Raw genomic sequence first — 12,678 nt, 5'->3', positions numbered from 1 at the left:
CTTGTTTTTGGTAATTTCACCGACCCTAAATTGATAATTATGAGACTTTTTTATCTTTTGATCTTAAGCTGTTTTGCCTTTTCAGTAACTGCGCAAGACCTACCAAAAGCATTATTAACCACACCAGAACTTTCAAACTACGAGAAAACCTCTAGCTATGCCGATGTAATGGCATTTATAGATGCCGTGAGTAAAGGAAGCAATAAGGTAACCCGTATTTCTATGGGTAAGAGTTTAGAAGGAAAAGACATTCCTGTATTGGTGTTGGCAAACCCAAAAGTGAGCACGCCAGCTGAAGCAAAAGCAAGTGGCAAGCCCATCATTTATATCCAAGGAAATATTCACTCGGGTGAAGTAGAAGGAAAAGAAGCGGTGCAGGTAATGCTTCGCGAAATCCTTCACGGAGACAAGGGATATCTTTTGGACAATCAAATCATCCTTTTTGCACCTATCTACAATACCGATTCTAACGATAAAATGGAAGCTGGCCGTAGACCTTCGCAAGAAGACAGCCCAAAAGAAGTAGGAATTAGAGAAAATAGCCAAGGCTGGGATTTGAACCGTGATGGCATCAAACAAGAAGCCTTAGAAACCAACGGACTTATTCAAAATATCATTGTGCCTTGGGATCCTGCGCTTTTCGTAGACCTACACACCACTAACGGTGTTTGGCATGGGTATTCACTTACTTGGGCACCTAGCTACCACACCGCTGGCGAAAAAGCACCTTACGATTTTACGTGGGATAGAATTCTTCCTGAGGTTACCTCACAGGTAAAGAAAAAAGATGAAATACATTTAGGCCCTTATGGTTACTTCTACCCACAGAGAGAAGGCTGGCCGATTAAGTCTATTAGCACCTATAATCATCACCCACGCTATTTGGTAAACCAGTTTGGTTTAAGAAATAGAATGGCAATTTTGAGTGAAGCTTTCGCTCATGAGCGTTTGTATCAGCGTATCAATTCTACCTATGTATTTATTAGAGAGATTTTGGAGTTCACCAATAAGAATGGAAAGGAAATGTTGAAGGTAAATGCGCAAGCAGAAGCCGCAGCCATTCAATTAGTGAAAGAACAAGGTGGAAAAGTAAGCAAAGGAGTAAGGTTTGAAATGACACCGTTAGAAGAAAAAATTCCTGCTTACCGAGCATACAATTATTTGGTGTATGATGAAACAGAAGGCAACCGACCTGGAAAACGCTATTTAAGAAAGCCAGAAATTGTTGAGTTGCCTGACGTAGTGAATTACAGTGCGTTTACTCCAACAGTTACTGCTATTTTACCAAAAGGCTACATTATTCCAGCCGAGTTTGCCAACATTGCCGAGCACTTAATGAAAAACGGGGTGAAGGTTACTAAGCTTGAAAAGAATGTGAGAGCAACAGGGCAGGCATATAAAGCGACAAAATTAGCGCTAGCACAAAGGCCTTTCGAAAAGCACAACATGGCCACCATTGAAGGAGCCTTCGAAAGCACCACTAAGAAATTTGGTAAAGGCGATTATTGGGTAGACTTAGCTCAGCCTTTGGCAAATCTTATTTTCTATATGTTAGAACCAGAATCAGATGATGGGTTAGTAACTTGGAATTTCTTCGATGAGTATTTCCAAAAGAATGGCATTGATCAAAAAGCTGTTGAATACCCTGTTTTTAAATATTTTGAATTGAAGTAATATGAAAAAGACACTCCTTTTTTCAGGCTTGTTGCTGTTTATTGGTAGCGCCTGCAGTCCTCTTACTGACAAAGAAAAAACAGATAACACGGTAAACAAAGAAACCATCAAGGAGCACATTTACTACTTGGCTTCTGATGAAATGAAAGGCCGCGATACCGGCTCACCAGAAATTTTAAAAGCAGCAGATTACATTGCTGATCAGTTGAAAGCTTATGGCGCTAAACCTGTGCCCGGTGCCGATGGTTATTTTCAGGCTGTACCAATTAGAAAGAAAAGCCCAGCGGAGTCTGCTACTTTAGATTTCTCGGGAAAGAATTTTGAACTAGGAACCAACCTTTTAGTATTAGAAGGCCAAAGCGAAAAAGTGGAAGGTGAAATCGTTTTTCTCAATTATGCATTGGCAGCCGATTATGAAGGAAAGGATGTAGAGGGCAAAATAGTATTTGCCAAAATTGGTGATGGAGAAGCAACCGACACACGTCAAATTCTTCAGTTCAGCCGTCAGAAATACCAATTGGCTTTAGAAAATGGAGCCGCTGGAATCGTAGAATTCTATAACCTTCCTACTTCGTTCGAACAAGTAGGAGCCCGTTTCAGAAGCACTAGCTTGAGTATCGACCCTGATGGTGATGAAGGAAGAATTATTCCTCAGCTTTGGTTGAAGGATGCTGACAATTCTACCCAAAAGTTTATGATGACGCGCAGCATCAAAAGAGCGAATATTGAAATCAAGGGAATGGTGAATGAGCTAACCAAAGACAAAAATGTGTTGGCCATGATTGAGGGCACTGATCCTGAGTTAAAAGATGAGTTCATTATGTTCTCTGCACACTACGATCACGTAGGCATTGGAAGACCAGACGAAACAGGAGACTCAATTTACAACGGAACTCGCGATAACGCGATTGGAACAGTAACGGTGCTTTCTGCGGCAGAGAACATCGGGAAATACCCAATGAGAAGATCTGCGCTTTTTGTGTTGTACACAGGCGAAGAGAAAGGTCTGATCGGAAGTCGCTGGATGGCCGATAACCCAATTATTCCGCTTAACGAAATTGTTTTCTGCTGGAATAGCGATAACGCTGGCTATAACGACACTACTGTTTCTACTGTAATTGGCTTAGAAAGATTTACCGTAGTACCGCAATTGATAAAAGATGCCAACACGGCTTATGGTTTAACCGCTATTGATGATCCTGCGGGTGAGCAAGGCCTATTCGATAGATCGGATAATGTGAGCTTTGCCCGAAAAGGAATTCCAGCACCTACATATAGCTTGGGCTTCCGTGCTTTTGATGGAGATGTAACCAAATACTATCACAAGCCAGGAGACAACCCTGAAACCGTAGATTACGACTATCTATTTAAGTTCTTCAGCAGTTACGTATTGGCTTCGCGCCTTATCGGAAATGCAGATGAAACCCCGTTCTGGATTGAAAGTGATAAATACTACGAAACAGGAAAAGCACTTTATGGAAAGGACTAGCCTTTACCAAACTTAATGATTAGAAAAGCCCTTGAAAGAGGGCTTTTTTGGTTTATTAACCGTCACGCTGAGGTTGAGTTTGTAAAACGAAACCGTGAGAGTCTGTCTGTTCGGAGAGATAGTGCAAAGGTCAGACACTCCGAGGCTTCGGAGTTTTCGGTTGAGTATTTCTCTAACGCGAAATACTCTCCCTCAGAATGACGGAGTATTGATTTCTACTTCTTCAACTTCCCTTTAATCTCATTTAGCTTTAGCAATGCTTCTACTGGCGAAATGGTGTTGATGTCTAGCGTCTCAAGAATTTCCTTGATTTCATTAAAAGTCGGATCGGCCTCGAAGAGGTTCAGCTGAAAGTTGTTTTTCGGCATATCCTTGATCTTGTCGTCCGTTTGGTTGCGGATTTTATCCTTTTCCAAATGGTGCATAATTTCCGCTGCGCGAATGACAACTGGATTTGGCATACCCGCCATTTGCGCCACGTGAATACCAAAACTGTGTTCGCTACCGCCTTCTTTAAGCTTGCGCATAAAAATTACCTTGTTGCCCACTTCCTTCACCGAAACATTGAAATTCTTAATCGCTGGGAAGTCTTCTTGCAACTGATTTAGTTCGTGGTAATGCGTAGCAAAAAGTGTTTTTGGTTTGAATTTGTCGTGGTTGTGCAAGTATTCCACAATGGACCAAGCAATGGAAATTCCATCGTAAGTACTTGTACCTCGGCCAATTTCGTCCATCAGCACCAAGCTTCGGTCGCTCAAATTGTTAAGTATACTTGCCGTTTCGGTCATTTCTACCATAAAGGTAGACTCGCCTTTAGAAAGGTTATCGCTAGCGCCTACTCTCGTAAATACTTTATCGGTAATGCCTAAAATAGCGGCTTTGGCTGGCACATAGCAACCCATTTGCGCCATCAACACAATCAGAGCGGTTTGACGCAAGAGCGCAGACTTACCCGCCATGTTGGGCCCGGTAATAATTAGAATTTGATGTGTATGATCGTCTAAGAATACATCATTGGGCACATAACTTTCGCCCACAGGCAATTGCTTTTCAATCACAGGATGGCGGCCTTCCTGAATATCAATGATCATTTTGTCATTGATTTGCGGACGGCAATAATGGTTAATCTCGGCTACGGTGGCAAAAGAAATGAGGCAATCTAACATACCTACCACCTTGGCATTTTGCTGTACTTGAGCAGTGTATTCAGCCGCAAATGAAACCAAGTCGAGAAAAATCTGATGCTCAATGGCTTGAATCTTATCTTCGGCAGTTAAGATTTTGTCCTCGTAGGTTTTTAGCTCTTCGGTAATATAGCGCTCAGCATTCACCAAGGTTTGCTTTCTGATCCACTCCGCAGGCACTTTGTCTTTATGCGAATTGGTCACTTCTAAGTAATAACCAAACACTTTATTGTAGGCAATTTTTAGCGAAGTAATGCCTGTGCGTTCTGTTTCTCGCTGCTGAATTTGCAGCAAATAATCTTTTCCAGAATGCGATATTTTCCGAAGCTCATCAAGCTCTTCATCTACGCCATCTTGCACAAAATTACCTTGGTGCACTAGCATAGGAGCCTCTTCTTTTAACTGCTCTTGAATGCGTTCTAAGAGTTTGTCGCAAGGGTTTAGTTGATCTGCCAAAGCTTGTAATGCCTTGTGTGGCGCATTGGCCGCATAGCCCTGAATTGGCCGAATATTCTCCAAAGCTTTGCGCAGCTGATTCATTTCGCGTGGGTTAATTCTGCCCACGGCTACTTTAGAAATCAACCGTTCCAAATCACCAATTTGCTTAAGGTGGGCAGAAATCTCATCGCGCAGTTCGGTGTTTTCTGCAAAGGCATCTACAATAGAAAGGCGCTCTTCAATTCTGCTTTTTTCCTTTAGCGGAAGCACCATCCAGCGTTTCATTAAACGGCTACCCATTGGAGTATAGGTATGGTCTAGAATATTAATTAAGGGTACTCCGCCTTCTTGTTGCGGGTAAACCAATTCTAGATTTCGAATGGTGAATTTATCGAGCCAAACGTATTTATCTTCTTCAATTCTGCTGATAGAAGCAATGTGCTTTACTTCTTTATGTTCCGTTTCTTCCAAATAATGAAGAATAGCACCTGACGCAATAATGCCCAAGCCAAGGCTTTCTATACCATAACCTTTGAGGTTGGCGGTTTCAAAATGATTGGTCAGCTTTTCGTAAGCATAATCATAGGCATATACCCAGTCATCTAAATGATAGGTATTGTGCGATTCTTTAAAGCGATCGTAGAAAACCTCTCGGTTCGATTTACAAAAAATGAATTCCGAAGGATTTAAACTCTGCACGAGCTTGTCTATATATTCTTTAGAACCTTGGGCAGTTAAAAACTCACCCGTAGAAAGGTCGAGAAAGGAAATGCCCACTTGGTCTTTATCGAAGAAGAGCGAAGCCAAGTAGTTGTTTCGCTTTTTATCGAGCACGTTGTCGTTAAAGGAAAGGCCAGGAGTCACCAATTCAGTCACCCCGCGTTTTACAATTCCTTTTACCGATTTAGGGTCTTCCAGCTGATCGCAAATGGCAACTCTGTTTCCAGCCCGTACTAATTTAGGCAGGTAGTTATCTAAGGAATGATGCGGAAAACCGGCCAATTCAATATGGCTGGCAGAGCCATTGGCGCGTTTGGTGAGCACAATATCAAGCACCTTGCTGGCTTTAATAGCATCTTCGCCAAAGGTTTCGTAGAAATCGCCTACCCTAAAAAGCAACAGCGCCCCAGGGTGTTTGGCTTTGATGGCATTGTACTGCTTCATCAACGGGGTTTCCTTCACTTCTGCCTTTGCCTTCGCCATAAATTGAATCTGATTATTTGTCCTTCTTCAAAAATAGAAAAATCCACTGCGCTTTCAATTTCCTATTTATAAAAGTCCGGAAATAGAGGGCTTATTGGATTACTCGACAAGCCCTAGAGAAACGAAAAATATAGTTTTCGGAATTTCATTTTCAAAATGACAGACTTCTTTTCAAAATGAAAAAGTAAAGCGAGCTGTAATTTTCAAAAAGCCCATAATAGTCCATTTAGAGAGCGTTGGCACGATCGGCATCATGTTCGCCTATTGGCCAAAAGTTAAATTCTAAATTAAAACTGAAAATTATGAAATATCTAAAATCACTAGCTGCAACACTACTAATCATTCCAACATTAATGTTTACGAGTTGCGATGACGACAATTCAAATGAGCTTGACGGAACAGGAACCGCTAGGCTAGAAGCAACCGATGCTGCAGTGGATGCAGAGAATATCACTGGCGTTTTCTTGTCGGTAAATGAAGCTCAATTTATGGCCAATGGTCAAATTCAGAATTCAATCATGTTTGAAACTCCAAAAGAGTTTAACCTGATGGATTACCAAAATGGTGAAACCTATATTTTGGGTGAAACAGAATTGGAAGCGGGCGCTTACGATGAAATTCGTTTGATTTTGACTTCTTCTAACCAAGCTTACGTGAAGTATCTTAATGGTTCTACCGATGAAATTAATGTTCCAAGCGGATCAACATCAGGCTACAAAATTATGGGTGATTTTGAAATTATGGCCAACGGTATGACTGAACTTGTTCTTGATGTAGATTTGAGAAAAGCCCTTGTTAAGAGAGGTAATGGTGAGTTTAATTTAAGACCTACTGCAAGATTGATTACTAAATCGGCTACCGGTATGATTCAAGGAACCGTTGATGAAGACAATATGGATGATGCTGATAAAGTAGTAGTTTATGCTTACTTGGAAGGTACTTTTGAAGACTCTGAAATGGACGAGCCGACTGATGGAAATTCAAGATTTGAGAATTCAGTAAATAGTGCTGTAGCAGATGCAAGCGGAAACTTTACCTTGGCCTTTATGCCAGAAGGAGATTATGAGCTAATTGTAGCCTCTTATAAAAGAGATCAACTTTTAGGTGGTGAATTAAACTTTGAATCAGCCACTCAAGTTCAAGTTTCAATAGATGGTGAAACCACATCAGTTGTTGAAGTAGAAGCAAAAGTAGTAACCAACCTACTCATCAACTTATTTCAATAATTGATTCTTGAAAGGCATCCAATTGGGTGCCTTTCGCTTTTTTGAGTTGAACATATTGTCTACCGAAAGGTTATCTAGCGTATATTGAGAAAGTAATTTTCAATATTTTATTTTTTCAACGTTAGGCCATAAATGACCCGCTTCAAACTCAATAACAGACTCACATTAGCATGGATTGTAAATCTGGCTTTGATCGTGCTTACCGTAGTTATTTCGGTGGCAGGCTATAAGGCCTATCAAAGATTGAATAACATGGTGAGTGAGCTGCAGCAAAATGCAGAGCAAAACTATAATCTATTGATTTTGAAGGATGTATCCTTCTACGTGAACGAGATGGAAACTCAAATTGATGCTTATCGAAATAATTCCAAACCCGATTATATCCGAAATTTTAATGCCTCTTTAGACAACAGCCAGTACTTGATTGACTCACTTAAAGCAAATTATACAAAAGATGAAATGATCGCCCTCTGCGATTCCCTTTCCTTTTTGATAAAAGAACGGGCCAAAGTACAGACCAAATTGACGGCCATTAATTCGGATTTGCTTGAAAATACTTTGGAAGATTTAACGCAGAAAATTGAGGCCTTACCAAAGGCAATATCTGAGGCGGATACAGTGAAGGAAGCCACAAGAAAAATTGGTTTTGGGACAAAGGTCGCAAATTTGTTTAGAAAAAAAGAGAATAAAATAAAAGCAGACACCACCGTAGCACCAACTCAATCAGAGATTCTCCAAACCGAAATTATGTCAGAACTGGCCAAAGCTAAAGAAGAGAGTAAGGAAAAAGGGTCTGAATTGCGTTATCAGCTTTCTACACTCGAAAAGGAGTCTCAGGTATTTCAGAGTAAAATTATAGATGTAATTAATGCGCTTGAATCACATGAACTTGAAGAGGGTAGAGATCATGTAAAAGATATTCAAGGCTTAGCCAATGACACCAACCGCGAAGTGGTTATTTTTTCAGCATTATCAAGCGCGCTTTTGCTTATTACATTAATCAGCCAGTTGAATTATGTAGGTAGAAATAGAAAATACCAAGCAGTGCTTCGCGAAGCCAAAAAGAACGCAGAAGAACTGGCTGATGCTAAAGAGAAATTTTTGGCCAATATGAGTCATGAAATCCGCACGCCCATGAATGCCATTTCGGGTTTCACTAATCAGTTATTGAAAACTACAGCCCCAGGAGAACAAAAAGACCAATTAGAAATAATTAAAAGTTCTTCCGATCACCTGCTGCATTTACTCAACGACATTCTTGACTTTTCTAAACTTCACGCCAATAAGGTAAAGCTGAATAAAGAAGCCTTCGACCTTAAATTATTGCTCAACGATACCATGCGTATTTTTGAGGAAATGGCCGATGAAAAGGGTTTGAAATTGAAAACGTCTTTCGATGGCATTCCGAATTATGTAATAGGAGATGAGCACAGGTTACGTCAAATAATACTTAACCTTTTGCATAACGCTATTAAGTTTACCCCAAAAGGCTATGTCGAACTGAGTGCTTCTGTCGAGTCTAAGTCAGCAGAAAAAGTGAGTTTACGAATTGTGGTGAAAGATAGTGGTGTGGGTATTCCAAAGAACAAACAAGCCAAAATTTTTGAAGAGTTTGAACAAGCCACAGTAGCCGATGAAGCCAAAGGAACCGGACTTGGCTTGGCCATTTCTGCCATGTTGGTAAAACTACATGAGGGTGAATTTTTAATCGAAAGCGAGCCCGACCAAGGCACAGAAATGATTCTAATTTTGCCTTTTACACTTAGCCAAAGTTTAAAAGAAGAGGTAAAATCGAAAGATGAAAACCTAATTCATTTATCAGGAATTACAGTTCTAGTGGCCGATGACGAGCCCTTCAACCTAAAACTTTTAGAAACCATTTTTAAAACTCACGATATAAAAATGGTACAGACACATAATGGAACCGAAGCTCTTGCAGCACTTGAAACCCAGGTGTTTGATATTGCCATTTTAGACGTTAAAATGCCAGGGCTTAGCGGCTTAGAGGTAGTAAGGAAAGTTCGGGCCGGAAAAGGAAAGAACAGTCAAATCCCAATGATTGCCCTTACCGCTACTGTTTCTGAGCAAGAAATGAAAGAGAGCTTGGCTTCTGGTTTTAATCGAGTATTGAGAAAACCATTTGATGAAAATGCTTTGCTCGAAATGATTCGTGTAGAAACGATGAAAACCAAAATGAAGAGTTCATCGGCCCCTAAAATGGTAAAAGCAGTAGCCAAGTTTGATCTCTCTGGCTTGCGCGAAATGGGCGATGACGATTTTGTAAAAGAAATGGTGTCCATTTTTAAGTCGAGTTCTGCCAGAAGTATAGAGAATTTAAAGAAAGCGATTCAGCTTAAAATTAGAGAAAGCCTTAAAAACGAAGCCCATAAAATGCTTCCTCCAGCGCGTCACTTAAGCGCTACTGATTTAGTAAAAGCTTTAGAAACATTACAAGCCAAAGCCGATAAAGAAACCTTTGATGAGCTCAGCATTCGTATTGCCGAAATAGAAACAATTTATAATGGAATTAAAGAAGCTTTGAAGGACTAAATATCTGTTAGCATTTTACCTTCTTCTTGGGCTTTTTTGTCTTTCGCAACACCAATAGCAAGCCCAATAGGAATGCCTATTCCCATAAAAGCAATATTGTCTAATGCGGTTCCCAATGGTATTCCAAAAATCAACATGCCTAACGACATCCATTGACCTCTATAGAAATGCGGAGGTAGTATTTCGAATTTCTTCTTCAATACACCATGAATATTACCCTTGAGTGTTCTTAGTTGCCCAAAACGTAAGGGTTCTATTTCCAGAAAACGGTCAAGTCTATCTATCGGCTCACCAAGTGCTACAATCGGAATTTCGCGTGTTTTCAACTGCTCAAAAAGATGAATAAACTGCCTAATGATTTTATGGCAAGTCAAGTGCTTTTCATCTTGGAGCTTGTCCTGAAGGCGAGAAATAAGGGAGTCGTAGGTGGGCATATTTCAATATCGAGATAAACGGTCTAACTTGAAAACGAACCTTGATTCTCTTTGTACCACTGTCTTGCTGGTTTTTGGAAAAGAAGAACCAAAGCGTACACTTGAACTAGTGTTTGTAAGAGTTCTAAAACACCAGCAATTGGAGCATGGTCAATGTAGAAAGGCAAGAAGAAAACTTCTAAAAGAAGGCCAAAGATCATAAAAACGAGTAAAACTACCCTTATCCATGAGATACCTAGCCTAATGGCGTATGCTAAAGCAATAACAACGAGACCACTAAATAGTCCATCATCAGAAAGCCCATTTATATTGACAGATGATTGTGCGAAGAATACACGGATTATCCCAAGGATTAAAGAAGCGAATATAAGGTTTGAAGCCAGCCGTATCTTTGGATGAAGGTTTTCAGGAGTCTTCCATCTTTGGGCTGAATCAACCTTGGCTTGCTGTTCTTCAGCTATAACGAATTCAGTTTTCGAAGTGTCAATTTTAACCCCTCTACTTTTAATTTCTTCTATTGCTGCGCTTAGAAATTCGGGTTGATAATCTTTCGGATGGTTGACAATCTCTTCCAGTTCTTGGTCAGATTTTCCTTTTACTTTGGCTTCGAACATAAGGTTTCTCTTTATAAAGGGGTAGGCTAAGTAAGCAAATTATCTTTCTTAACCCGGCAACGGAATATAGCCAGTTTCACCGGGCACCATATCAAAGGCTTTGGCTTTCCAGCGTTCTTTGGCGGCTTCAAGTGTGGCCTTTTCTGAGGCTACAAAATTCCAGTAAATATGCCTTTCTTCCGGAAAAGGCTGCCCGCCAAAAATCAATAAATGTGTGTTTTCTCCAAGCGTAATTTTGCAAAGATCTTCTTCTTTCGACACCAACATATTACCTTGGTTTACGCGCTCATCGCAAGCCATAATATGCCCTTCCACAATACAAATTCCGATTTCACCAGAAAGTTGGCCATCAATATTAAGTAGGGCTTCGGCAGTAGATTTTACTTCTACCATAAACAATTCGGAATGAACGGGCACAGGCGATTGATGTCCAAAACCTTGGCCAGCTACTAGCTTAAATTGCAAACCGTTTTCTTCCCAGGTAGGTAAATCTTCTTTTGGAGTATAAGAAAACTGTGGTTCCATAAACTCTAATTCTTTCGGAAGAGCGACCCAGATTTGATAACCGTGGGCGGTAAATTCGCTGCCGTCTCGTCTGTTTTGGGGTGTGCGTTCGGTATGTACAATGCCTTTTCCAGCGGTCATCCAACCTACAGAACCGGGAGTAACCAATTGCTCAGTGCCCAAGGTATCGCGGTGAGTAATCTCGCCTTCCAGTAAATAGGTGAGGGTAGAAAGGCCAATGTGTGGATGTTGCCCAACGTCCATATAATGGCCGGGCTTAATTGTGACAGGCCCCATATGGTCGATAAAGATGAACGGACCCACCATACGCTTTTTCCTAAACGGAATCAGTCGGCCTACAATAAAATCGCCAATATCTCGGCTGCGTTCTTCAATAATTAAACCTTGGTTCGACATGGTTTGCTGTTTTCGGGTTTGAAATAAAATCGTGGTTATTTTTTGGGACAGTCTCGATTGACAGAACCCTCCAAAAGTTCTCGTTTCAACATTAGATGAAATAATTTACCACGGAAGATCTAATTATAACAACTTTTGGAGGGTTTCTCTGCTGCTAAAACGGATACAACGAACCAAAAACTTATTCATTAGCTGTTGGCATCGTAGGCTTTTTGCACCCAAGTGGCCAAGGAAGCATCCACATCTTCCACCGAAGAAAGCTTGATTCTGTGGGTGACCATGCTGTTCCAACTGCCTGCGGCTTCTACAATTCCTTCTGGTTCAACTCCTTTTAAATTGAGACCAATATCTACCCTCGTTTTGGTGCTGGGCTGTAACAAAGCAAACTGCTTTTTTGGCGTGCGAAGACTGATATAGGTTTTCTTGTAGGCAAATTCTACTTCGCCATTCACGTTTTCGAAAAGTGCTTTGGCTTTTTTGTACACTTCTGCAATGGCCTCTTTTCCTGCGAGTAAATCTTCGTCTGGATTCTCGGCCACTTTGTTTTCAAGCAGTTCAGGTTTTAAATAAACTTGGGCAATCAGGTTAGCAAAACCGTGAGTTACCCCATGTTCGCCTTTCAGCAGCTTCATGATTTCACCGTGTTTCTGTAGACCAGATGCAGCCAACAAAGTCTGCCATTCGGTTAAAGATTTACCTGTTTTTTCGGGAAGGTTATTGATCATGGTTTGCACCATTTCTTCAGGAGTTGCCATAGGGTTGGTTTTAAAAAATGTAACTGTTTACCTTTTAAACATACAAAAGATTAGGGGTTTGTGGAAGCTTAATCTCATAGTGTCTAAAGCTAATGAGCCGTTTTACTTACGCCTTTTCCCGTCCGACCTGCGGTACTGACGGTAAGCCCATCGGTACCGAAGGTCAGATGGGGGTCATGAGGCATAAACG

General features: G+C 40.8%; 9 protein-coding genes. 4 read left to right on the top strand and 5 right to left on the bottom strand.

All coding sequences use genetic code 11. The features are described 5' to 3' along the window. Positions 1 to 39: 39 nt before the first annotated feature. Both OB69_RS00120 and OB69_RS00115 read left to right on the top strand, forming a co-directional pair. Positions 40 to 1,674: a M14 family metallopeptidase gene (locus tag OB69_RS00120; protein WP_053221654.1), complete on the top strand. Its 1,635-nt coding sequence runs from the start codon at positions 40 to 42 to the stop codon at positions 1,672 to 1,674. Position 1,675: 1 nt separating this feature from the next. Next, the gene (locus OB69_RS00115) at positions 1,676 to 3,163 is read left to right on the top strand and encodes a M28 family peptidase (protein ID WP_053221653.1); all 1,488 of its coding nucleotides are present in this window, start codon (positions 1,676 to 1,678) and stop codon (positions 3,161 to 3,163) included. 215 nt (positions 3,164 to 3,378) lie between these two features. Here OB69_RS00115 and mutS read toward each other — a convergent pair whose 3' ends face one another. Then, a complete protein-coding gene (gene mutS, locus OB69_RS00110; RefSeq protein WP_053221652.1) occupies positions 3,379 to 5,988 on the bottom strand; it encodes a DNA mismatch repair protein MutS in 2,610 nt (869 codons plus the stop codon). A 302-nt stretch (positions 5,989 to 6,290) separates the two neighbouring features. On the opposite strand from mutS, the gene OB69_RS00105 reads away from it, so the two are divergent. Together OB69_RS00105 and OB69_RS00100 are read left to right on the top strand one after the other, a co-directional pair. Further along, entirely contained in the window at positions 6,291 to 7,214 is a 924-nt protein-coding gene (locus OB69_RS00105; RefSeq protein WP_053221651.1) for a DUF4382 domain-containing protein, read from the top strand. Between the two features lie 132 nt (positions 7,215 to 7,346). After that, positions 7,347 to 9,764, top strand: a complete 2,418-nt coding sequence (locus OB69_RS00100) for an ATP-binding protein (RefSeq protein WP_053221650.1) — start codon at positions 7,347 to 7,349, stop codon at positions 9,762 to 9,764. Here the strand turns inward: OB69_RS00100 and OB69_RS00095 are convergent. The 4 genes from OB69_RS00095 to OB69_RS00080 all read right to left on the bottom strand — a co-directional run bounded on the left by OB69_RS00095 (position 9,761) and on the right by OB69_RS00080 (position 12,488). Continuing rightward, on the bottom strand, positions 9,761 to 10,198 hold the full coding sequence (locus tag OB69_RS00095) for a hypothetical protein (RefSeq protein WP_053221649.1): 438 nt from the start codon (positions 10,196 to 10,198) through the stop codon (positions 9,761 to 9,763). The two genes, OB69_RS00100 and OB69_RS00095, sit on opposite strands and share 4 nt — an antisense overlap. Positions 10,199 to 10,221: 23 nt before the next feature. Continuing rightward, positions 10,222 to 10,812 (bottom strand): hypothetical protein, encoded by a 591-nt coding sequence (locus tag OB69_RS00090; RefSeq protein ID WP_053221648.1) that lies wholly within the window; start codon positions 10,810 to 10,812, stop codon positions 10,222 to 10,224. A 48-nt stretch (positions 10,813 to 10,860) separates the two neighbouring features. Beyond that, positions 10,861 to 11,733 carry a pirin family protein gene (locus OB69_RS00085; RefSeq protein ID WP_053221647.1) on the bottom strand — a complete coding sequence of 291 codons (873 nt, stop codon included), beginning with the start codon at positions 11,731 to 11,733 and terminating at the stop codon, positions 10,861 to 10,863. Positions 11,734 to 11,921: 188 nt separating this feature from the next. Then, positions 11,922 to 12,488 (bottom strand): DUF4287 domain-containing protein, encoded by a 567-nt coding sequence (locus tag OB69_RS00080; RefSeq protein WP_053221646.1) that lies wholly within the window; start codon positions 12,486 to 12,488, stop codon positions 11,922 to 11,924. Positions 12,489 to 12,678 lie beyond the last annotated feature (190 nt).

This window comes from Roseivirga seohaensis subsp. aquiponti, assembly GCF_001267955.1.
Taxonomy (GTDB): Bacteria; Bacteroidota; Bacteroidia; order Cytophagales; family Cyclobacteriaceae; genus Roseivirga; species Roseivirga seohaensis.
This window is presented reverse-complemented; position numbering and strand designations above follow the sequence as displayed.

Bases quoted from the DNA above. Each gene is read 5' to 3' on its own strand.
- OB69_RS00120 (WP_053221654.1), top strand. From the start codon at position 40: ATGAGACTTTTTTATCTTTTGATCTTAAGCTGTTTTGCCTTTTCAGTA.
- OB69_RS00115 (WP_053221653.1), top strand. From the start codon at position 1,676: ATGAAAAAGACACTCCTTTTTTCAGGCTTGTTGCTGTTTATTGGTAGC.
- mutS (WP_053221652.1), bottom strand. From the start codon at position 5,988: ATGGCGAAGGCAAAGGCAGAAGTGAAGGAAACCCCGTTGATGAAGCAG.
- OB69_RS00105 (WP_053221651.1), top strand. From the start codon at position 6,291: ATGAAATATCTAAAATCACTAGCTGCAACACTACTAATCATTCCAACA.
- OB69_RS00100 (WP_053221650.1), top strand. From the start codon at position 7,347: ATGACCCGCTTCAAACTCAATAACAGACTCACATTAGCATGGATTGTA.
- OB69_RS00095 (WP_053221649.1), bottom strand. From the start codon at position 10,198: ATGCCCACCTACGACTCCCTTATTTCTCGCCTTCAGGACAAGCTCCAA.
- OB69_RS00090 (WP_053221648.1), bottom strand. From the start codon at position 10,812: ATGTTCGAAGCCAAAGTAAAAGGAAAATCTGACCAAGAACTGGAAGAG.
- OB69_RS00085 (WP_053221647.1), bottom strand. From the start codon at position 11,733: ATGTCGAACCAAGGTTTAATTATTGAAGAACGCAGCCGAGATATTGGC.
- OB69_RS00080 (WP_053221646.1), bottom strand. From the start codon at position 12,488: ATGGCAACTCCTGAAGAAATGGTGCAAACCATGATCAATAACCTTCCC.